The sequence below is a fragment of the Micromonospora sp. WMMA1363 genome, from assembly GCF_030345795.1.
GTDB lineage: Bacteria > Actinomycetota > Actinomycetes > Mycobacteriales > Micromonosporaceae > Micromonospora.
In genome coordinates, this window is the sequence record NZ_JAUALB010000001.1 from 1,435,430 (window position 1) to 1,457,877 (window position 22,448).

General features: G+C 69.7%; 15 protein-coding genes and 2 pseudogenes. 6 read left to right on the forward strand and 11 right to left on the reverse strand.

All coding sequences use genetic code 11. The features are described from left to right. Window positions 1-14 precede the first annotated feature (14 nt). Both QTQ03_RS06625 and QTQ03_RS06630 read right to left on the reverse strand, forming a co-directional pair. Window positions 15-1,553 carry an ABC transporter substrate-binding protein gene (locus QTQ03_RS06625; protein WP_289277209.1) on the reverse strand — a complete coding sequence of 513 codons (1,539 nt, stop codon included), beginning with the start codon at window positions 1,551-1,553 and terminating at the stop codon, window positions 15-17. A gap of 584 nt (window positions 1,554-2,137) precedes the next feature. Beyond that, the gene (locus QTQ03_RS06630; RefSeq protein WP_289277210.1) at window positions 2,138-2,731 is read right to left on the reverse strand and encodes a hypothetical protein; all 594 of its coding nucleotides are present in this window, start codon (window positions 2,729-2,731) and stop codon (window positions 2,138-2,140) included. A gap of 607 nt (window positions 2,732-3,338) precedes the next feature. Between QTQ03_RS06630 and QTQ03_RS06635 the strand changes: the two genes are divergently transcribed. Further along, entirely contained in the window at window positions 3,339-4,922 is a 1,584-nt protein-coding gene (locus tag QTQ03_RS06635) for a beta-1,3-glucanase family protein (protein WP_289277211.1), read from the forward strand. A 438-nt stretch (window positions 4,923-5,360) separates the two neighbouring features. Continuing rightward, window positions 5,361-5,747, forward strand: a complete 387-nt coding sequence (locus tag QTQ03_RS06640) for a DUF2267 domain-containing protein (RefSeq protein ID WP_289277212.1) — start codon at window positions 5,361-5,363, stop codon at window positions 5,745-5,747. A gap of 177 nt (window positions 5,748-5,924) precedes the next feature. On the opposite strand, the gene katG is transcribed toward QTQ03_RS06640, so the two are convergent. The 3 genes from katG to QTQ03_RS06655 form a co-directional block, all read right to left on the reverse strand. Then, window positions 5,925-8,180 (reverse strand): catalase/peroxidase HPI, encoded by a 2,256-nt coding sequence (gene katG / locus QTQ03_RS06645; RefSeq protein ID WP_502889704.1) that lies wholly within the window; start codon window positions 8,178-8,180, stop codon window positions 5,925-5,927. Window positions 8,181-8,183: 3 nt separating this feature from the next. Further along, window positions 8,184-8,585, reverse strand: coding sequence for a Fur family transcriptional regulator (locus QTQ03_RS06650; RefSeq protein ID WP_289280712.1), 402 nt, complete (start codon window positions 8,583-8,585; stop codon window positions 8,184-8,186). 193 nt (window positions 8,586-8,778) lie between these two features. After that, a complete protein-coding gene (locus QTQ03_RS06655) occupies window positions 8,779-9,792 on the reverse strand; it encodes an SDR family oxidoreductase (RefSeq protein WP_289277214.1) in 1,014 nt (337 codons plus the stop codon). A 225-nt stretch (window positions 9,793-10,017) separates the two neighbouring features. Between QTQ03_RS06655 and QTQ03_RS06660 the strand changes: the two genes are divergently transcribed. Then, window positions 10,018-11,805 carry a glycoside hydrolase family 15 protein gene (locus QTQ03_RS06660; protein ID WP_289277215.1) on the forward strand — a complete coding sequence of 596 codons (1,788 nt, stop codon included), beginning with the start codon at window positions 10,018-10,020 and terminating at the stop codon, window positions 11,803-11,805. Here the strand turns inward: QTQ03_RS06660 and QTQ03_RS06665 are convergent. The 5 genes and pseudogenes from QTQ03_RS06665 to QTQ03_RS06685 form a co-directional block, all read right to left on the reverse strand. Then, window positions 11,789-12,193, reverse strand: coding sequence for a hypothetical protein (locus QTQ03_RS06665; RefSeq protein ID WP_289277216.1), 405 nt, complete (start codon window positions 12,191-12,193; stop codon window positions 11,789-11,791). The genes QTQ03_RS06660 and QTQ03_RS06665 overlap by 17 nt on opposite strands. Before the next feature lies 1 nt (window position 12,194). After that, window positions 12,195-13,283: an enolase C-terminal domain-like protein gene (locus QTQ03_RS06670; RefSeq protein WP_289277217.1), complete on the reverse strand. Its 1,089-nt coding sequence runs from the start codon at window positions 13,281-13,283 to the stop codon at window positions 12,195-12,197. Next, window positions 13,280-14,857, reverse strand: a pseudogene (locus QTQ03_RS06675) (FAD-binding protein); the annotation flags it as partial. The pseudogene QTQ03_RS06675 and the gene QTQ03_RS06670, both read right to left, overlap by 4 nt. A gap of 86 nt (window positions 14,858-14,943) precedes the next feature. After that, entirely contained in the window at window positions 14,944-16,710 is a 1,767-nt protein-coding gene (locus tag QTQ03_RS06680; protein ID WP_289277218.1) for a thiamine pyrophosphate-dependent enzyme, read from the reverse strand. A gap of 241 nt (window positions 16,711-16,951) precedes the next feature. Then, window positions 16,952-17,134, reverse strand: a complete 183-nt coding sequence (locus QTQ03_RS06685; protein WP_289277219.1) for a hypothetical protein — start codon at window positions 17,132-17,134, stop codon at window positions 16,952-16,954. Between the two features lie 310 nt (window positions 17,135-17,444). Here QTQ03_RS06685 and QTQ03_RS06690 point away from each other — a divergent pair, with 310 nt between their 5' ends. From QTQ03_RS06690 to QTQ03_RS06700, 3 genes and pseudogenes are all read left to right on the forward strand, one after another. Beyond that, entirely contained in the window at window positions 17,445-18,575 is a 1,131-nt protein-coding gene (locus QTQ03_RS06690) for a hypothetical protein (protein ID WP_289277220.1), read from the forward strand. 205 nt (window positions 18,576-18,780) lie between these two features. Beyond that, window positions 18,781-19,419, forward strand: a complete 639-nt coding sequence (locus tag QTQ03_RS06695) for a hypothetical protein (RefSeq protein WP_289277221.1) — start codon at window positions 18,781-18,783, stop codon at window positions 19,417-19,419. A gap of 465 nt (window positions 19,420-19,884) precedes the next feature. After that, window positions 19,885-20,940, forward strand: a pseudogene (locus QTQ03_RS06700) (hypothetical protein); the annotation flags it as partial. A gap of 622 nt (window positions 20,941-21,562) precedes the next feature. Here the strand turns inward: QTQ03_RS06700 and QTQ03_RS06705 are convergent. Further along, window positions 21,563-22,444 (reverse strand): hypothetical protein, encoded by an 882-nt coding sequence (locus QTQ03_RS06705; protein ID WP_289280713.1) that lies wholly within the window; start codon window positions 22,442-22,444, stop codon window positions 21,563-21,565. Between the last annotated feature and the right edge of the window lie 4 nt (window positions 22,445-22,448).

The window sequence follows — 22,448 nt, forward strand, 5'->3', positions numbered from 1 at the left end:
CCTCCCCTGCCGGTTCACCGGGTGAGGGCGACGTCGCGGAACCGGATCGCCCGATCACTGCGAACCTCGTAGCCGGTGACCTGCTTCGACCAGCCCTGTACCACGTCCGGGTTGTAGAGGTAGATGTAGCTCGCGTCGTCGACGATCTGCTTGGCCACCTGTTCGTACTGCCGCTTGCGCGCTGCCTGGTCGGTCTCGGTCCGGGCTTGGTCGAGCAGCCTGTCCACGGCCGGGTTGCGGTACCCGTGGAAATTGAACGTCCCGCCACTGTGGTGCTGGGCGTAGTAGAATTCGTCGGGATCGATGTTGCCGAGCCAGCCCAGCATGAAGGCATCGAAGTTGCCCTTACCCTGCTCGTCCAGCCACTGCGCGAAGTCCAGCGTGCGGATCTTGACAGTGATGCCGACATCCTTGAGCTGCGCCGCGATGACCTGCGCCGCGGTGACGGTCTCCGGGTACTCACTGGTGACCATCAGGTCCATGGTCAGGGCGTCGGCGCCGGCCTGACCAAGCAGTTGCTTCGCCTGCGCCGGGTCCCGCCGGTAGGGCGCATAGTCGTAGTAGAAGGCGCTGTTCTTCGGGATGGCGGTCTGGTTGACCGTCGCCAGCCCGAACTTGGCGGCCTTGGTGATCGCGCCCCGGTCGAGCGCGAAGGCGACCGCTCGACGTACGTCGACGTCGTCGTACGGCTTACGGGCCTGGTTGAGCGCCAGATACCAGTAGTCGCTCGACGGCGCCGAGCGCACCACGGGGTCGTCACCGTCACGCAGCGTGGAGACCTGCTGGGGCGGTAGGTTGTCGGTCCACTGCACCTCGCCACCGCGTAGGTTCTGCAGGGCCACCGTGGGATCCTTGACGAAGGTGAAGGTCACCCCGTCCAGCTTGGGCGGGGCGCCCCAGTACCGATCGTTGCGGGCCAGCTTGATGCTGTCGCCGGAGGTGTACGTGGTCACCGCGAACGGGCCGCTGCCGACCGGCTTCGTCGTGATCGTGCCCGACTCCACGTTGGACTGTTCGACGATTGCCACGCCCTTGAAGCCGCCGAGGTTGGCGAGCAGGTTCGGGGTGGGCGCGGTCAACGTGACGACGACGGTGGTGGAGTCGGGTGCGGTGACCGACCTGACGGTGGCGAACCGGTACGCCGCGTTCAACTTCTCGTTGATGATGCGGTTGTACGAGTAGACGACGTCCTCGGCGGTGAGCGGCGACCCATCGGCAAAGGTCACCCCCTCGCGCAGGGTGAAGGTCCAGGTCAGCTGGTCCTCGCTGGTCTTCCATCCGGTCGCCAGCGACGGTTTCATCGCCAGGTTCGCGTCCGGCTCGACGAGGGTGTCGTAGACGTTCTCCAACACTTGGAAGCTGTGGTAGGCGGAGGTCTTGTGCGGGTCGAGCTGGTCCGGCTCGCCGCCGATGGCGGCGGTGAGGACGCCCCCGGCGGGGGCGGAGGTCCCGCTTCCGTCGACGTCCACGCCCTCTCCCGCGCTGCAACCGCCGACAGCGACGAGCATCAGGGCAAGTGCGGCGCCAGCCGTCCGGAATCTGGTGCTGGACATGGTCCCCCCTGGACTCTTCCCGGCAAAGTGAACGACCGTGCGAGTCTCGTCTCTGAGCTGGAGGATGTCAAAAATGGCCGCACATTGCCGACGTCGCCGACCTTCCGCGCTTCCGGCTGGCCGCAACGACGCCGGCTGGCAGACCGGGAAGCGGCCGTGGCTTCCTCTGGAGACTCGAACGGCCAGGGCGCAGGCGGCCCGGCGGTACGACACCGGACTGTCGTGTCGGGTCAGGTCGGATCGGATCGGAGCGGATCGGGTGCGGATCGACAAAGATCCCAACGGGCATCCCAACCACACACAAGGGATGCAGGTAACGGCGTCTGTCCCGCACTCCCGCGGGTCAGACGCCTTCTGGTCTTGTGCGTCCGAAAGGGCTCGACTTCCAACCATCGAGCAACCAGCCCCAGGCCCTAGGCGAAACAAGGACGCTCGGGCGGCAAGACGGAACGCGTGGATCTTGATCAGATCGTCACAGAGTCGATCGTGGACCTACTGCCTGACATTCCCAGGAGCAGCCAGTGCGGATGAGATCTCCGGCACCCGCAGGTCAGTCGTCGGCTGCCTGTCTGGTCGAGCCACCGTTAACGTCGCCAGTCGGGACCACTCGCGTCCGCGAGGCGGATGGTGACCAGATCGGAGGGCGCGTCCTCGGACTCCTTCTCGACGACGATGGTGCCGGTCGCTCCGAGAAAGCACCCATCCCCGCCAGTGATGACATTCACCCACCTCCTTGGACCCGGCGCGCCTGACTGGACAGTCAGGTGCTGACTCATCAACGTCCCGATTTCGTTGATCTCCCATGCCGCCTGGCTCAGGAGGGTCTCCTCTTCCCCGTCGGCCATGAGCCAGGTGCCCTGGTCGCCGAACCTGCCAACTCTGACGCCGCCCTTCAACAGGTATCCGGTCGACCCCCTTGTGTCACCGGCACGTGGGCCACTCGGTTGAACATCGCTGAATTCGTAGACGTTGTCGGTTGTGAGCTCGATACGCCTGGACTGTGGACAATGCTGCAAACGTGCATGGTCGTCGTCGGCGCGTGGACGTTCGTGGCCGACGGTGGATTCGCCACGATCAGACCAGTGATTGGTGTGCGCATAAGACGGTGTTGCGGTGAGCGTCAGGGCGGAAGCGGCACAGGCGGTCACGCCTAGACCAAGAAGTCTACTCTTACGCATTGAGTTCCTCTCTCGCCAATCGGAGCAGTGGATCATCAGAGCACAATGGTGAACCTACTTCAGTTTTCAACTGGCGCGTCGCCTTCTCAGCCGACGGGCTGGCACTTCACCCACTGGGAGGACGGCCAGACCACCGAGCAGGTGGCCAGTCCCGCACAGGTCACCAGCGCACACCGACGGTCTGATGGAGCCGGGGCGGTGGTGTGGGCTGGGCGTCCCAGTCGGAGCTCCGCACTGCTCGCGGCACTCGTCGGCCTGACTGCCCATGCCGGCCAGTTCGGCATGAGCGGCGCGCAGCTCGGCGTCCAGGTCACAGCGCGCCCCCACGGAATCGACCGAGCCACCCAGGAACCCGACCCCACGGGGGGAGACAGACCGCTGGCCGGCACCCGAACCCCGGGTGTCGGCCAGCGGCGCGCACCCGAGGCTGGGCCTGACCGAAGAGTCCCGCCGCGGTGGAGACCTCAACGGTGCGCTGACTGGCGAGAAGACAGCCAACAGCCCCAGCCGATAACATCATCGTCTATCTATTGACACATGTCGTTAACCGTTGGACGCTATGAGAGAGCGCTCTCCTCATGCCCATCCGTCACCCGAGGAGTTAGCCGTGGGCATCCGAAGAAGACTCCTGGCCGTCGTCTGCGCCCTGGTCACCGCCGCACCCGTGACCGCCACCGCCTCCCCCGCCCAGGCCGTCGGCCCGGCCCTGCTCCCCGTCACCGTCACCAACAGCACCGGCCGCGCCGAGGCCGTCCACCTCTACGTGATCGGCGCCCAACTCGCCACCGGCCGCCTCGGCTACGTCAACCAGGCCGGCACCTTCATCCCCTGGTCCGGCGGCCAGGTCCCACCGACACCCGCACCGGACGCGTCGATCCCCGGTCCCGGCACCGGCGGCAGCACCACCGTCCGGTTCCCGCGCGGATTCTCCGGCCGCGTCTACTTTTCCTTCGGGGAGAAGCTTCGGTTCTTCCTCACCCCCCACGGCCTGGTGCAGCCCGCCCCGTGGACATCCGGCGACGCCAACCAGAACATCCTGTTCGACTGGAGCGAGTTCACCTACAACGACGCCGGACTATGGCTCAACAGCTCGCAGGTCGACATGTTCGCGGTGCCGCACGCGGTCACCGTCACCGGCGCCGACGGCGTCACGAAACGCACCGGCGACGTGGTCGGCAACGGTCGCAACGCCATCATCGACGACGTCCGCTCGCAGCCCGGCTGGACGAACACGATCCGCACCCGGGCCGACGGCACGGTGCTGCGCGTCCTGGCGCCCGGCAAGGCCGCCGGGGCAGGCCTGCTCGGCGCCACCTACCTGGACTCGTACATCGCCTGGGCGTGGAACGCCTACACCACCCGGACGCTGACCGTGATCCCGTTCGCCAACCAGCCGAACGTCCGGTACGTCGGCCGGACCTCCGGTACCGTCATGACCTTCACCAACAGCGCGGGCCAGGTGGTCGCCTCCTTCAACCGTCCCTCGTCGGCCAGCGTGTGGGGTTGCGACGGCGATCTGCCCGCACCCAACGACCAGGTGGTCGGCCCGATCTCCCGTACGCTCTGCGCCGCGCTGAACCGCGGCACCCTCGGCACCATCGACACCCAGCCCAGCGCCAACCCCACCGAGTTCTACCGCAACAGCCCGACCAACCACTACGCCCGCGCCATCCACGCCAATATGGCCGACGGCAAGGCGTATGCCTTCGCCTTCGACGACGTCGGCGCCTTCGAGTCGCTCGTCAATGCCGGCGACCCCCGCTCGGCCGGTCTGATTCTCAGCCCGTTCGGTGCGGACAGCCCGATCGGCGGCGGGCCGCTGGTGAGCGACTGGAACAACAAGTGCATCGACGTGCCGGGGTCCAACTTCGTCGACCGGGCACGGCTGCAGATGTGGGGCTGCAACGGCACGGATGCCCAGCAGTGGACGTTCAGCGGTACCGCGGTAGAAAGCCAGAACGGCAAGTGCATGGACGTCGACGGCGGAGCGACCGGAAACGGCGCGGTCGTCCAGCTCTACACCTGCAACGGCACCGGGGCGCAGCAGTTCACCCTCACCGCCGCCGGTGACCTGGTCAACCTGCAAGCCGGCAGGTGCGTCGACATCAAGGACTGGGACGGCGGCGACGGCGCCCGGCTCCAGCTCTGGGACTGCGCCGGAACCGCCAACCAGAAGTGGCGGACCGGTTGACCGACCCGGCGACCAGGACAGCCGTCGTCAGGGCCGCCCGCAGCCGCGGAACCGGTGGCGCCTGTCGGTGCCCCAACCGGGCGGGAGCACAGCGTCGGACGCAACGTACATCGTGTCCCGCCCACGGTTCGGCAGGTGGCGGGCCGGCCGGGTCCGGCACGATCAGGACAACCAGGTCGTGCACCGACCGACCGGGTGCCTTCGGCGGCACCCGGGACGATCCGTCCCGACGTCCACTCCGGCCGAGGACAACTGCCGGGGTGAACCCCGGTCGCACCATGGATCGCCGAGTCCGTGGCAACCGATCACCGGGCAAGGGCTTCCCCTCCGGCGGACCGGGTAGTCCCTGCCAGCGGCGTCGCCGCCCCCACCGCGACGACGCCGCCATGGGCGCCGGAGTCCCGACCAGCAACGCCGGGATGCGGGGAAGGAGCAGGCATGGAGTACGACCAACTGATCGCGACGGTACGTCAGCGCGCCGGTCTCGGCGACGAGGAGGCGGTGCGGTCCGTCCACGCCGTTCTGTCGGTGCTCGGCGAACGGCTCGCCGGTCGGGAGGCTGACCATCTCGCGGCGCAGCTACCCCAACGACTGGACCTGTACGTCACCCGCAACCCCGAGGGACGCGGGTGGGACGTCGGCGACTTTCTCCGGATCGTCGGCGAACGGGAGCGGTGCGCCGACGCGGATCTGGTGCGCCAGCACGCCCAGGCGGTGCTGCGCACCCTCGCCGAGGCACTCGACGACGACGAGCGCGCCGACCTGCTCGCCCAGCTTCCCGCCGGGATCGTCGACCTCTTCGGCGTCCCTACCCCCCGCAGCTGACCACCGCGAGGCCGACCACGACGGCGTACGGCCCGCCGCCTCCACCGGCGGTGTGGCACGTACACCGGCATCGTCAAACGTGACCGGCTCGTGGCACGCGCACCGAGGCGAACTCGGCGCCGGGTTGTCGCCGTTGTCCGGCCGGCCCGCGAGGGCCGGCCGGACAACGGGGGTTGGTTAGGTGAGGTCGTATCGGTCGAGGTTCATGACTTTGACCCATGCGGTGATGAAGTCGTGGACGAATTTCTCTTGGGCGTCGTCGCTTGCGTAGACCTCGGCGAGCGCGCGGAGTTCGGAGTTCGCGCCGAAGACGAGGTCGACGCGGCTGCCGGTCCATTTGATCTTACCGGTGGTGGTGTCGTGGCCGTGGTAGGTGTTCGGGTCCTGGGTGGTTGGTGTCCAGGTGGTGTCAAGGTCGAGCAGGTTCGCGAAGAAGTCGTTGGTGAGGGTGCCGGGTTTCGTGGTGAACACGCCCAGTGGTGACTGTCGGTGGTTCGCGCCGAGCACGCGTAGGCCACCGACGAGGACGGTCGTCTCGGGTGCGCTGAGGGTCAGCAGGTTCGCCCGGTCGACGAGGAGGAACTCGGCTGGTAGGCGGTGGTCTTTGCCGAGGTAGTTACGGAAGCCGTCCGCGGTGGGCTCGAGCGCGGCGAAGGACTCCACGTCGGTGTGTTCCTGCGAGGCGTCGGTGCGTCCCGGGGTGAAGGGAACCTCGACGGCGTAGCCGGCGTTCCGGGCGGCCTGTTCGACGCCCACGCCGCCGGCGAGCACGATCAGGTCGGCGAGTGAGACCTGTTTCCCGCTGGTCTGGGCGGTGTTGAACTCTTCCTGGATCTTTTCCAGGGTGTGCAGCACCGTGGCGAGTTCGTCGGGGCTGTTGACCTCCCAGCCGCGCTGCGGCGCCAGGCGGATGCGGGCCCCGTTCGCGCCGCCGCGTTTGTCGCTGCCGCGGAACGACGACGCCGACGCCCACGCGGTGGAGACCAGTTGGGCCACCGACAGTCCCGAGGCGAGGATCCGGTCACGCAGGGCGGCGACGTCCTCGGCGTTGACGAGGTCGTGGGTCACCGGCGGGACCGGGTCCTGCCACAGCAGTGTCTCGGTCGGGACCTCCGGGCCGAGGTAACGGGTGACCGGGCCCATGTCGCGGTGGGTCAGTTTGAACCACGCCCGGGCGAACGCGTCGGCGAACTCGTCCGGGTTCGTCAGGAACCGCCGGGAGATCCGCTCGTAGACCGGGTCCACCCGCAGCGCGAGGTCCGTGGTCAGCATCGTGGGTTTACGCCGCTTCGCCGCGTCGAACGCGTCCGGGATGATCTCCTCGGCGTCCTTGGCGACCCACTGGTGCGCGCCGGCCGGGCTCTGCGTCAGCTCCCACTCGTAGCCGAACAGGATCTCGAAGAAGCTGTTGCTCCACCGGGTCGGCGTCGTGGTCCAGGTGACCTCCAGACCACTGGTGATCGTGTCCGGTCCCTTACCGGTACCGAAACCACTCTTCCAGCCCAGGCCCTGCTCCTGCATGGAAGCGGCCTCCGGCTCGGGACCCACGTGCTCGGCCGGACCCGCGCCGTGGGTCTTACCGAACGTGTGACCACCAGCGATCAACGCGACGGTCTCCTCGTCGTTCATCGCCATCCGGCGGAACGTCTCCCGGATGTCCCGAGCCGCCGCCACCGGGTCCGGACTACCGTTCGGGCCCTCCGGGTTCACGTAGATCAAACCCATCTGCACCGCCGCGAGTGGATCCTCCAACTCCCGGTCACCGGTGTAACGCTCGTCACCGAGCCAGGTGGACTCAGGACCCCAGTACACATCCTCGTCGGGCTCCCACACATCCTCCCGACCACCAGCGAACCCGAACGTCGCAAAACCCATCGACTCCAGAGCGACGTTCCCGGCAAGGATCATCAGATCAGCCCACGACAGGCTCCGGCCGTACTTCTTCTTCACCGGCCACAACAGCCGACGCGCCTTGTCCAGGTTCGCGTTGTCCGGCCAACTGTTGAGCGGAGCGAACCGCTGCTGCCCGGCACCCGCACCACCACGACCGTCACTGATCCGGTACGTACCCGCACTGTGCCACGCCATCCGAACAACCAACGGACCATAATGACCGAAATCCGCCGGCCACCAATCCTGCGACGTCGTCAGGACCTCCGCAATATCTCGCTTGACAACCGCCAGATCAAGCGCCCGGAACGCCTCACGGTAGTCGAACTCCCCACCGAACGGATCAGCCACCACCGGATTCTTAGCCAAAACCTTCAAATTCAACCGACTCGGCCACCACCCCCGACTCCCCCCACCCTCAGTCGGATGCGGAGCACGCCCACCAACCGGACAGCGAGCCTCACTACCCGCCTCCACATCATGAACAACGCCATCATGGTTCTCAGCCACGGGAATCCTTTCGGGTGGGGTCAGATGTTTCATGAACTAACTGGGTGTGGTGGAACAGTCGAGGCACAGACCCCAGTAGATGACCTCGGCCTCGTCGATCGAGAAGCCGCTGTCACCGGACGCGGTCAGGCAGGGCGCCTCGCCGACGGCGCAGTCGACGTCGGCGATTGCTCCACACGACCGGCACACCACGTGGTGGTGGTTGTCCCCGACCCGTGACTCGTAGCGAGCCACGGAACCGGATGGCTCGATGCGCCGCACCAGACCTGCCGCCGTCAGCGCCCGCAGCACGTCGTACACGGCCTGGTGGGACACCTCAGGAAGCTCCCTACGCACGACACTGATGATCGACTCCGTGTCGGCGTGCGGATGCGCGCGCACCGCGCCCAGCACCGCGACCCGGGGGCGGGTCACGCGCAGCGCGGCCCCACGCAACATTCGTTGGAGGTCCGGGATCGCTGCCACGTCCACAGTCTGGCCTGTTTTCTGGAATCAGTCAAGAAAATAGGCCGCACGTCACCGGGCGTCGGCACCCACGGGACGAGGCAGCGCCGCGCGCCGCCCTGAGCTCGTCGAGGTCAGCTCCCGCCCGGCCACACCTCCGCGACGGAAGCTCGGCGGACCGGCGGGATCAGTGCCGCCGCCAGGCCAGGACGCCCAGCCCCGCGCACACCAGCCCAGCGGTGGCGACCAGCCGGTGCCGGGACAGCCACGCCTGGGGGCTGCGCCCGTGGGAGCGGTCGGAGAAGTCACCGCGGGCGCCGTAGTCGTGTCCGCCCGGTCCGTCCAACGGACGCCAGAGGTTGCCCGGACGGTCGCCGGCGATGGGCGGTCCGGTCTGCTGCGACGAATAGCCGGTCCGGGCGAGGTACCGGTCCAGCAACCCGGGAACGACCCGGTTGCCGAGAATGGTCAGGACGGTCGGCATGCCGACCCAGTACGCACGGCGTTCCGGCCGTTTGGCGGCGGCGACGATCGCCCGGGCGGCGACGATCGGCTCGTAGATCGGCGGCACCGGCTGTGCGTGTCGGGGCAGCCTGGACACCAGCCAGTCGAACTGCGGGGTGTTGAGCGCCGGCATGTGAACCATGGTCACCCGCACCTTGCTGCCCTCGTGCAGCAGTTCGCAACGCACCGCCTCGGTGAAACCGACGATGGCGTGTTTCGCCCCGCAGTAGGCGGACTGCAGCGGGATGCCGCGATAGGCCAGCGCCGATCCGACCTGCACGATGGTGCCGTGGTTCCGCGGTGTCATGTGGTCCAGGGCCACCCGGGTGCCGTGCACGCAGCCGAGATAGGTAACCTCCGTCGCCCGCCGGAACTCCTCCGGCCGCGTCTCCTGGAACGTCGCGAACACGGAGCTGAACGCGTCATTGACCCATAGGTCGATCGGCCCGAGCTCCGCCTCGATCCGCTTGCCGGCGGCGGCCACCTGCTCGTAGTCGGCCACGTCGACCTCGATCGGCAGCGGCCGGCTGCCGGCGGCCCGCACCTCCTCGGCTGCGGCGTCGAGCCCGGCCCGTCCCCGCGCCAGCAGGGCGATGGCGATCCCCTGCTCGGCGAGCAGGCGCACCGTCGCCCGTCCCACACCCGCACTGGCTCCGGTGACCACCGCCACCCGGACGTCCTGCCGGTTACGCCGCATGTCGCCCCTCCTGTCGCCACGATCCCACCTGGCTGTACCCGCCCAGACGGCCACTAGTCCGGTTCGGCGGTGGTGACGCCGTGCTGGATCACCGGCCACGTGTGGCAGAGGCATGGCCGGGTATCCGACGACATGCCTACCGGCGTCCGAGAAACGGAGAAGCGAGATGTCCGAAAGTCACCGGTCGACCAGCGCCACCGCCTCGGCTGATCGGAACCGGCCGAGATGAACGCTGGTGCGGAAGAGAAAACTGGTAAGGAAGAGTGGACCGCCGAGACACCGCCGGCCGTTCTGCGGGAGTACGCGCTGCTGGCCGACGGGTACCGGGGAGCGTTGATCGGCCCGCACGGGGACGTCGGTTGGCTCTGCGCGCCGGGCTGGTCCGACCCGGCGGTGTTCAACGCGCTGCTCGGCGGTGCGGGGCGCTACTCGGTGGGCCCGGCTACGACCCGCTTCTCCTGGGGCGGATACTACGAGCCGGGTTCCCTGGTCTGGCGCAGCCGATGGGTCACCGGGGACGGCATCATCGAGTCGCGGGAGGCGCTGGTCTTCCCCGGCGACGCGGACCGGCTGGTGCTGCTGCGCCGGGTCCACTCGCTGGGCCGACCGGCCCGGGTCCACGTGGAGTTGGACCCGCGCGCCGAGTTCGGCCGGGAGCGGGTCCGCAACGTGGTCCGGCACGGCACCCAGGTGCTGGCCCAAACCGGCGGGCTGCACCTGCGCTTTCACGGGGGCACGGACCTGCGCGACGATCCGGACGGCTTCCTCATCGGCGAGCTGGACCTGCCCGCTGGCGCTCGGCACGACCTGGTACTGGAGCTGTCCGCCACCCCGCTGCAGGCGCCCTGCGAGGCACCGGACGAACTGTGGCGGATCACCGAGCAGAGCTGGAGCACGACGATCCCGTCCCTGGCCGGCCCCGCGGAGCGGGACGCGACGCTGGCGTACGCGGTGCTGCGCGGGATGACCCAGTCGGGCTGTGGCATGGTGGCCGCGGTGACCACCGCGCTGCCCGAGCGAGCTCTGGCCGGGCGCAACTACGACTACCGGTACGCCTGGATCCGGGACCAGTCCTTCGCCGGCCAGGCCGCCGCCCTGGTCGGTCGCTACGACCTGCTCGACGACGCCGTCACGTTCCTGACCGAGCGGGTGCTGGCCGACGGCGACCGGCTGGCGCCGGCGTACACCGTCCACGGTGCGCCGGTGCCGCGTGAACAGCCGTTGCGGTACCCGCCGGGGTATCCCGGAGCGCACGTGCGGACCGGCAACTGGGTACGGGAGCAGTTCCAGTTGGACGCGTACGGCGAGGTGCTTCTGCTGCTCGCCGCGGCGCAGCGGCACAGCCGCCTCTCCCGCGACTCCCACCACGCGATGGAGGTGGCCGTGACGGCCATCGAGCGACGCTGGTCGGAGCCGGACTCCGGCATCTGGGAGCTGCCGCCGCAGCAGTGGACCCACTCGAAGCTCACCTGTGTGGCGGGGCTGCGAGCGGCGGCTCGCGGGGTCACAGCGGGACTGGCCGGCCGCTGGTCCGCCCTGGCCGACCGGATCCTCGCCGACGCCGCCGCGCACGGGTTGCATCCGGCCGGGCACTGGCAGCGGGCGTACGACGACGGGCGGGTCGACTCCGCGCTGCTGCTGCCCGGCATCCGGGGCGCGCTGCCGCCGCATGATCCGCGCACCGAGCGCACTCGGCAGGCGGTCATGGCCGGCCTGGCGGCGGACGGCTACCTGTACCGGTTCCGGCCCGACCGGCGACCCCTCGGCGACGCCGAGGGCGCCTTCCTGCTCTGCGGGTTCGCCGCGGCGCTGGCCGCCTGGCAGGCCGGGGACACCGTCGGGGCCAACCGCTGGTTCGAACGCAACCGGGCGGCGTGCGGCCCACCGGGTCTGTACACCGAGGAGTACGACGTGCAGCAGCGGCAGCTACGCGGGAACCTCCCGCAGGGGTTCGTGCACGCGCTGATGCTGGAGACCGCGGTGACGCTCGGTCAGGTCACCCCCTGCGGGTGACCGGCCGATGCCAGCCACACCCGTCCTCCCGTCGCGCGGCCCAGCGGCTCAGGACGGCCCACCCGGTGGCGATCACGGCGTCGGTCAGGGCGGCGGACCGCTGCCGCCGGTCGACGGCGGCGAGGGCGACGGCGGTGCCGGCGTGCAGCACGTCGACCACCGCGCCGAGCGTGAACACGACTGGCGTCGGCCGGTACGCCGTGACGGCCGCCTGCGCCACCTGCCGGGCACCGAGCACGCGCAGCGTCCGCTCGGCCGCCGTGGTGACCGGACCGACCGGCCGCAGCAGTTGGCCGGGCATGAGCAGCAGCGCCGTCCCCCAGGCCAGCCGGACAGCCGTGACCGCGCCGCGCACCGGGAAGCGATCGTCCTGGTGTCGGGGAGGCATCTCAGGCCACCCGGTACTGTTGCGCCCGGTCCGGCCGGAACTCGACACCGTTGCCGGGCCGGTCCAGTGGCGCCGGGGCGCTACCACCGGTGGCGCGCACCGCGCCGTCGAAGAGCATCGACTCGATCCGCACGTGGTCGTGGAACCACTCCAGGTGCCGCACGTTCGGTGTGGCCGCCAGGACCGGCAGGTGCTGGTGCGGGGCGCAGTGTGCGGAGACCTGGAGCCCGGCGGCCTCGGCGACCGCGGCGGCGCGGACGAACTCGCTGATCCCGCCGCAGCGGGTGACGTCGACCTGGAGGCAGTCGACGTACGGGGCCATCCGGTGGAAGTAGACCAGGTCGAAGCCGTACTCACCGGCCGCCACGTCGGGCGAGACGTGGTCGCGGACCAGGCCCAGCCCGGCCAGGTCGTCGGAGCTGACCGGCTCCTCGTACCACCGCACGTCCAGGTCGGCCGCGGCCCGAGCCACCCGGATCGCCTGCTTGCGCTGGTAGGCGCCGTTGGCGTCGACGTACAACTCGGCGTCGTCGCCGATGGTCCGCCGGGCCGCCGTCATGCGGGCCAGATCCCGCCCCACCTCCGTGCCGCACGACTCCCCAATCTTGATCTTCACCCGGGGAATGCCCTGCTCATGCACCCAGTCGGCGAGCTGCCGGTGTTGGCGCTGCCCGTCATAGGTGGTGAAGCCGCCGCTGCCGTAGACCGGAACCTCCCGGCGGGCGGTTCCGAGCAGCCGGGCCAGCGGCAGGTCGTGCCGGCGGGCCTTGAGATCCCACAGTGCGCAGTCGGCGGCCGACAGGGCGAGCCCGGCGACCCCGGGCCGACCCGCGTTCCGCAGCGCGCGCTGCATGCTCGTCCAGGCCGCCGGCACGTCGTCCGGGTCCAGGTCGGCGACCACCGGCGCCAGTAGCTCCGCCACCACCGCGGCGGCGGCTGCCGGCCCGTACGTCCAGCCCACCCCGGTGTGCTCGTCGGCGTGCGCCCGGACCAGTACCAGGGTGGTGCTGGTCCAGGCCAGCGTGCCGTCCCCCTCCGGCTCGTCGGTGGGTACCTGGTACGCCTCGGCCGCCAGCCGAATCCGGGTCACCGTGTCCTCCCTCGGATCAACGCAGCCAGCGAAGCGAGCGTGGCCGTCCCGACCAGACCCGCCGCCGCCCAGCGGGAGATCACCGACGGCGGCCCCGGCCGGTCGCCCCAGCTCCGTTCTGGCCGCTGCGGCACGGCGTCGCTGTGCAGGCCGGCGCGCAGCAGCTCGGCCAGGTGGATCGCGGACCGGCCGCCGGAGGCACTCTGCTCGAGCTGGGTCCGGCAACTGAACCCGTCGGCGAGGATCACGTCCGTCTCCGCGGCGTCCCGGACGGCGGGCAGCAGCACCCGTTCCGCGCACGCCTCGGAAACCTCGTAGTGCCCCTGCTCGAACCCGAAGTTCCCGGCCAACCCGCAGCAGCCCGAGTCGAGGAACTCCGCGTCCACCCCGGCCGCGGACAGGACGGCCTGGTCGGCGGCGGTGCCGAGGATCGCGTGCTGGTGACAGTGCGTCTGGATCAGCGCGTGCGCCGGAATCCGTGGCGGCTGCCAGTCCGGGCTGTGGTCGTGCAGCACCTCGGCCGTGGAGCGCCAGCCGTCACCGATCGTGCCGCCCCGGGCGGCGCCGTCGAGCATCTCGAACAGCAGCCGGGACCGGCCCCGGGTGGAGTGCTCCTCCTCCCGGGTGACCATGTAGGAGGGACACATCACGCCGCCGGAGTGCCGGCGGCACTGGCCGACCCCGACGCAGCGCAACACCGCCTCGCCGAAGCTGCCACCGTCGTCCGGATATCCGAAGACGGTCTTCACCGCCCCGTGGTCGTAGTCGGCACCCAACCGCAGGTGACTGTCCAGTGGGTAGGGCGGCACGACCTTGCCGGGGTTCATCCGGTCGTCCGGGTCGAAGACCGCCTTGAACTGGCCGAAGGCGCGGGCGATGCGCGCGCCGTACATCTTCGGCAGCAGTTCGCCCCGGGCCTGTCCGTCGCCGTGTTCACCGGAGAACGAGCCGCCGTAGGAGACGACGAGGTCGGCGGCGCGCTCGACAAAGGAACGGAACTGCCGGACGCCGTGGGCGGTGCGCAGCCGGAACGGGATTCGGGGTGTGCACACAGCCCTGGCCGAAGTGACCGTAGACGGAGGCCTGCTGGTAGCCGTACTCGCGGTAGAGCCGCTCCAGGTCCCGACGATGTTGTCGACCACCTTTCCGGTGCGCTGGGCGGTGGCACCGCAGGAGTTGTTGCCGATCATGCCGCCGAGGGTGCAGTGGTCGTGGGTGGCGGGACGGGGTCCGTACTCCAGCCCGGTCGACGTGAGCTGGGCGTTGAGCTGGTCGAGCACGATGCCCGGCTCGACCAGGCAGGTACCCGCCTCGGCGTCGACCTCCAGCAGCCGGTGGCAGTATTTCGACCAGTCGAGCACCACCGCGGTGTTGGTGCACTCGCCGGCCAGGCTGGTGCCGCCGCCTCGGGAGACCAGCGGCGCCCGGTGCCGGCGGCACACCGCCACCGCGGCCACCGCCGCGGCCACCGACCGGGGAATCACCACCCCGAGCGGCACCTGCCGGTAGTTGGAGGAGTCGGTGGAGTACGTGGCGCGGGAGCCGGCGTCGAAGCGCACCTCCCCGTCGACCTCGGCCCGCAGGTCCGCGGCGAGGTCGACGAGGTCGACGTCGGGTACCGGGTCGGGTGGCCGCCGGACCGGGTCGGGCAGCACCGCGGTCATGACCGCAGCTCGTTGATCTTGTCCCGGGCGACCGTGGCAAGGGTGGCGACCCTGTGCGGCTGCCCGCGCAGGAACGCCTCGGTGAAGTATTTCGCCTGGTCGTACTTGACCTTGCCGGGCATCGGCGGTTCGTTCGGGTTGACGTCGCAGTCCACCAGGGCCGGTCCGGGGTGCGCGAGGGCCTCACGGATCGCTGCCGGCACCGCCTTCGCGTCGGTGACCTTGACCCCGAAGGCGCCACACCCACGGGCCCACGCCGAGAAGTCCGCCTCGGGTTGGCCGTGCCGCACCGCATACTCGGGGTAGCCGAGGACGATCTGCTCCCAGAGGATCTGTCCGAGGGCGTTGTTGTTGTTGATCACGACCTTGATCGGCAGCTGGTGGCGGACGGCGGTGAGGAACTCGGCCATCAGCATGGCGAAGCCACCGTCGCCCACGAAGGCGATCACCTGCCGGCCCGGGTGCGCGTGCTGGATGGCGATCGCGTACGGCAGCCCCGGAGCCATCGTGGCCAGGTTGCCGGAGAGGTAGAACTCGCGGTCGTCGCGGATCGTCCAGTGTCGGGCGGCCCACGTGGCGATGGTGCCGGAGTCGCAGGCGAGGATGGCGTCGTCGGCGGCGGCCTCGTCGATGCAGCTGACCAGGTACTGCGGCGCCACCGGGTCCCGCCGCGGGTCCTCCAGGCCCGCCATCTCGGAACGCCAGGCATCCATCCTGCGCTGGTACTTCTCCAGGAACGACCGGTCCGAGCGGTGACCGAGTAGCGGGAGCAGCTGACGCAGCGCCAGTGTGGCGTCGGCACATACGGGTGCCTCGACCGGCAACCGCATGCCGATCAGGCTCGGGTCGATGTCGATCTGCACCACCCGGGCCTGCCCGGGTGCGGGCAGGTACTTCGCGTACGGATAGGACGTGCCGACCATCAGCAGGGTGTCACACTCCTCCATCAGGTCCTCGCTCGGCGCGGTGCCGAGCAGGCCCAGCCCGCCGGTGGTCAGCGGATGGTCGTCGGGCACCACGAGCTTGCCGGACAGGGTCTTGACGATCGGGCTGGCCAGCGCCTCGGCCACCGCCAGCACCTCCGCGCGGGCGCGCCGGGCGCCGACGCCGACCAGCATGGCAACCTTGCGGCCTTGCTTGAGCACCTCGGCGGCCCGGGCCAGCTCGGTGGGGTCCGGGGGCAGCTGCGGATACGACACCACGGTCGCGCTCATCGGCGGCTTGCCCGGGCTGACGTGCCGGTAGGGATCCGCGGAGACGGGGGCGACCTGGACATCGTTGGGGAAGCTCAGGTGCGCCACGGTCCGCTTGCTGACCGCGTCGCGGATTGCCAGGTCGACCACGGCCGGCAGCTGCTGCGGGTTGGTGACCATCAGGTTGTACGAGGCGACGTCGTGGTAGAGCTGCGTGGTGTGCACCTCCTGCTGGTAGTAGGAGCCGAGCACCGAGGTCTCCTGCATGCCGGTGATCGCCAGCACGGGAATGTGGTCGAGCTTGGCGTCGTAGAGCCCGTTGAGCAGGTGGACGGCGCCGGGGCCGGAGGTGGCCGCGCACACCCCCAGCCGCCCGGTCGACTTGGCGTACCCGGTGGCCATGAAGGCGGCAGCCTCCTCATGGTGTACCAGGAAGAAGTTCAGCTTCTCGCGCTGCCGGCGGAAGCCCTCCATCAACCCGTTGATGCCGTCACCGGGCAGGCCGAACACGGTGTCGACGCCCCAATCCACCAACCGGCGGGCCAGGCTTTCGCCCACGATCTCCAGCATGTCGTCCTCCTCGTGCCCGGGCGCCCACCGACCGGTCTCGTCCTGCCACAGCGGCCCGCCGGTTGATCAGTTCGTAGTACCGCAACGCGGAACCCGCGGACGGACCAGCGGATACCCGGCATCCGGGCCCGCAAACCGACACGTCCGGGAGGAATTCGGACGGGCCTGCGGGGCGGTCCAGGCCGACGTCCCGGTCACCGACCAGCCACTGAACGGTTTCGCCGCACCGACCTGCCGTCGCTCACCCGCGCCAGCGGGAGCGGGCCGCCAGGTAGCCGAGGAGCAGACCTGCCGTCAGGGTGAGCATCCCGCTGGCCGACGCCGCCGCGCGGAGCCGGCCGAGGCCCGCCCGCGGGTCGACGACCGTGCCGGCGACGTCTCCGGCAGCACCTACCAGCACGTCACTGAGCCGACCCATGTTCATGACGCCACCACTCCCTCCGCGAGTACACAGACAGCTCCCGCCGCGAGTACACCCAGCCTCTACCCACACCGGCGGTGTCGAAACGGCGTTGATCTGCCGCGCCGGCTACCACCTTCGTCGCCCCCGGTCGCCGGACCGTGGTTCACGCACGTCGACCGGGAAGCGGCCCGGCCGGCGGACAGCCGCACCCCAGGCGACCTCGCCGCGTCCGACATCGCCCGGCTCCGCGTTGACTCCGGTTGCCAGAGTGGGTACGGGCATCAGGTGATGTCCGGTGCGGGCGGCACGGACAGCACAAAGGAGCGCGGCCATGGCAGCAGCAGGAAGAGCCCGCGGCAGGCGTACGGCTACGGCCACGTTGCTCGCGCTGGTCGTCGGCGCGACGCAGACCGGCCCGGCACCCGCCGCGGCGGCGCCGGCAGGTGTCACCGCCACCGTCTACTCCTACCTGCCGACCAAGTCCGAGTACCGGGTCGACAGCAGGTACGCGACGGTCTCCACCGGCGGAGGCGTCGTCGTGCGCCGCACCGGCACCGGGGCGTACACGGTGATCCTGGAGGAGGCGGCGTCGGACGGCGGGGTGGCACACGTGACGGCCTACGGTGACGCTCCGGTGCACTGCACCCTCGCCAGCTGTCACCGAGCCCCGTTCGGCGGTGCCGACGAGCACCTTCAGGTACGCTGCTTCTCCGCTGGCGGCACCCCGACCGACAGCCGGTTCGTCGCGACCTTCAGCGACAGGCGACGCGCCAGCCAGGGCCGGCTGGCGTGGTTCGCCACCGACCAGGCGGCCCCCGCCGGTCCGCGGATTCTGGACAGCGTGCACAGCTACGACTCCACCGGCGGGTCGATCACGTACGAGCGTTTCGGCACCGGCCACTACACGTTCCAGATGAACGCGAACCCGGCCGGCGAGGACGCCTGGGCGTTCCCGATGGTGCATGTGACCGCGGTCGCTGGCAGCGCGGTGAACTGCCAGATTGCCTGGCCCGACCGATGGGAGGTGTGGTGCGTCGACGTCAGTGGCACTCCGATCGACGCTCGTTTCGCGCTCAGCTACGGTAAGCGGGTCGACCTGCTCGGCCACGCCACCGGCGTGCGCTTCGCCACCGGCACCCTCTACGGCGAGGAGGCTACCGGTGGAGAACTACACGGCGACAGCTACAACTCGACCCGGTCCGGCTCCGGCGCACGACGGATTCTGCTCGACACCGGTCGTTACGAGATCCAGTTCGTCGATGTCGGAACCACGTACGGCACCCCCTTCGGCAACGCCCACGTCGGGAACAAGTGGGGCAGTGTCCCGCGTGGCCACTGTGTGGTGCGCCACTGGCGGTCGACCGGGTTGGACGCGGTGGTCCAGCTCAACTGCTACGCCTGGGGTGGGAAACCGGCCGACCTCAACGCTCGGGTGTCGTACACCACCTGGCCGGCGGGCTGAACCGGAAGCCCGCCGACCCCGGTCGAGGGGCGCCCCGCAGGACGGCGCGTCCACCCGTGGTGCGACGTTCCCGGGCGTGGGTCCCGGTGGGCACAGGCTGAAGGTCCCGGGTCGGGCGGGGGATTCGGCCCTGCTGCGGGTGCCGGTGAACGGCGACGATGAAACGGTCATCGGGCAGTTCTCCGCACTCCTACAGGAGCGATCAATGAAGCGCCGGACGTTGGATCTGCTGTTCAGCCTCGGCGGGCTGGGCCTCGCGGTCCTCTTGCTCGTCGTGGGTATCGTCCTTACGTCGAACGCCAACTTCGCCAACACCTACGTGCACGACCAGCTCGCCGCACAGCACATCAGTTTCAAGCCGGCCGACAAGCTGAGCGACGAGGAGAAGAAGTCGGAGTGCCTGCGCGAGTACGCCGGCGTGCCGTTGACCACCGGTAAGCAGGCCGAATGTTACGCCAACGACTTCATCGGGCTGCACCTGAAGTCGATCGGTGACGGCAAGACGTACGCCGACCTCGGCGAGCCGCAGAGCCAGCTGAGGGCCCAGGTGGCTGAGGCCGAGAAGAACGACGCGGCCAACCTGGCCGACCTACAGCAGCAACTCGCCGAGGTCAGCGGCCAGCGGGACACCGTGTTCAAGGGTGAGACGCTGCGCGGTGTGCTGCTCACCTCGTACGGCTTCAGCGAGTTCGGCCGCAAGGCGGAGCAGGCAGCCCTGGCCATGTACATCGGCGCGGCGCTGCTGTTCCTGCTGTCGGTCGCTGGTCTGGTCCACGCGTTCCGCACCCCGAGCAGCGAGGCGTTCGCCACGCCGGAGCCGGCCAGGAAGCCCGTCACCACCTGAGTCCGCCCTGCTCTGTCCGTTCGCGCCCCCGGTCTTCCCCTCAGGAGACCGGGGGCGAACGCTGTTGACGGCCCAGCGGCACCAACCGCCCGGAGCCTCGGCGACCTGGAACGACGGTGGACGATGCGGCCCGCTCGCCGTGGTCGAGCGTCGCCGTCTGCTTTCGGCGCCGCGAATGCGACGATCCGGTTCTCGGGCGGCATCGGTCGCAACCTCGACCCAGTTCGGGCCGAACTAGCAAAATAGGCCCGAAAGGCTACTTTTCCTCGCGTTTGCGGCCACGTGTCCGGCTGCGGCGGCACGCTGGTCACGGCAGCCGCCGAACCCGCGCCGGCCGGGTGGGTGGCTGTGGCCGTGGCTGAACGCCACCCACGCCGAGGTCGCTCCCGGTAGGTCGCACGACGGCCAGGGCGACCTCGCTGCCACGACAACAAACCCGATTACCAAGACTGGAGACTGCACGTCATGTACACCCGACACGCTCTATGGGGAAGATCCGCCCTGGTGGGGGTGGCCGCTCTCGCCGCCCTCGGCCTGTCCGCTCCGGCCGCTCTCGCCGGACTACCGACGGCCGCTCAGCCGTACCCGGCCGCGTCCGAACTGTGCCCGGTGGGCATCGCCCAATGCTCGCCGTACCCCGCCCTGTTCGACACCAGCGCGAACGGGGCGTACAACGCCGGGTCGGTGGACGACCTGTTGAACGGCGCGGCCGTCACCCAGGCCAACGCCCACTGGCAGTACAACCTGTACGCCGAGGCGGCGGACTTCAAGGGCCTCACCAACCTGGCCAACGTCTGGCGGTCTGTCGCCGACGTCGAGTACTGGGACCACTACAAGTCCGAGATCATGATGTCGGAGATCTACAGCAACCAGGACAACCTGTACAACCTGCGGGTGGCGATCACCCAGGCCGTGCAGGCCAAGCAGGCGTACCTGGCCTGGGCGGCCGAGGCGCCGGACCGCAAGTCGTACGAGACGCTGCGTGGCCTCGCCAAGTGGCAGGCCGAGGCCGCTGCCCTGCTCACGCAGGCGGAGCGCAGCCTGGCGGAGGGCATGGGCAAGGTGCCCTACGCCCCGCCCGTCAAGGACGTCCCGCTCAAGGTCACGCCGGGGCCGAACTACAGCGAGCCGTTCTACACCACGCTGACGGGCGCCTCCGACTCGGCGCTGGGCGTGGCGGCCTGGCAGTGGGGGCAGTACGAGACCATCGCCGAGGTCGCCGTCTCCACGGGTGAGGCGAAACTGGGCGCGCTGCTGGCCGGACTCGGAAATCAGGAGGTGCAGAACTACCGCAAGGTCTCCAACCTCGCCGGATTCGTCAACGGTCCCAAGATGAACCTTGAGTTCTCGATCGTGTCGGAGCAGGGTGCGATCGACTACTACACGGCCGCGATCACCAGGGCAACCCAGCTGGGTGACCCGGCAGCGGCCAGCCTCTTCCTCGACATCAAGACGGACGAGCAAGGGCACAAGATGACCTTCGAGATCGAACTCGCGCGCCTGATGGGCAAGGACCACAAGGGCAAGGACCACAAGCGCGACAAGCACGAGGACCACAAGGGCGACAAGCACGAGGACCACAAGCGCGTGTACGGCGGCCTACGCGAGGATGCCGGCCTGCGCGCGGACGGCATCCTGCGCGAGGACAGCGGCCTGCGCGCGGACGCCTTGGACGGCCTTGGTTTCGACAACTTCGTCGGGACCGGGACCGCACGCACTGACGGCTTCTCCAGCGGTGCGGACGGCCTCCTCGGGCGACTTCTTCCTCACTTGTTCGACAAGCGCGAGGACCACAAGGTCCAAGACCCCGCCGTCCACGAACTCATCGAGGACTTCACGGCCAAGGGTGGCAAGCACGAGGGCCACAAGGTCGAGGAGTACAGCGGCAAGAAGGCCTGGTCCCCGGTCGAGTGACGCACCGGGAGGGCGCATGCCCTGACTAGACGGGTGGCGAAGAGGTGCCGCAACTGGCCTCCTCGCCACCCGCGTGTTCCCGGTGTGCGAGGAACCGGACGGCACCGCGTTCGCCTGGACCGGTCGCCGTTTGGGGCCGCCGGTTCTCACCACCAGGTTCGACCTACTCCAGCTCGCCCGGCCCCCGTCTGTGCGAATGGAGTCGCGTGGCGGCCACGTTCGGTCGTGATCAGCGGTTGGTCGTGAGGTCGGCACAGTTCGTCTCGTCGGGTAGCAGCGGCCGAAGGGTGACGGTCCACCGTCGACCACCCGAGGTCCACGGAGTCGCCGAGTTCGCCTCCGCGGCGACCGTGAGCAGCGTCCGCGCCGCGCCGCCGGTCACCGTCACGCAGCCAAGCCCGAGATCCGCGCCGAGTTCGCCACCGGGCAGTTCCGGCCCCGGCCAGGGCACCTCGCGCTGGCCGCCGAGTTCACCGTCGCCGACCCACGGCTCGGCAACGCCGGCGACGGCGGTCGGCACATACGGCTGGGAGGCACTGCCCTGTACTGCCGCTAGCGGACCCGATGCGCTGGTCAGCGACGCGACGAACTTTCGCAGCCTGTCCCGAGCCGCCCGCTGGTCGGCGGTCAGACCCGGCTCGCTGCCACCCGCCTCGGCGAAGGCGTAGACCTCCAGTTGCTCGCTCCCGTTCACGCCGAACACGGTGAACCGGGTCGAGGTTGCGTCGGCGACCGACGGCGTGCCGAGATCCGCGTCGTCACCCACGCCCCCGGCGCGGGCCAGCGTGATCAGGTTATCCACCTCCGCGGCGCTGATCGTGCCCAGCCGCAGGTTGGGCAGCGCCGGGCCTGGATAGAGCAAAGGGACCGGTCCATCGATGATCACCCGGCCGTCACCGTAGACACTGATGGCGGGCAGACGGGTGACTGCCACGGCCGGCGTCACGAACCCGCCGACGGCCTCCATCCGAAACATCACGGCCTCGGCGGGACGGGACACCGCGGGCAGGTCGGAGTCCCCCGCGCCGGCGGCACCACGCTGTTGGCCGCACGCCGTTGCCAGCAGCAGCACCGGAACGACCACCAACCGGCCGCTTCGACGAATACTCATGCCG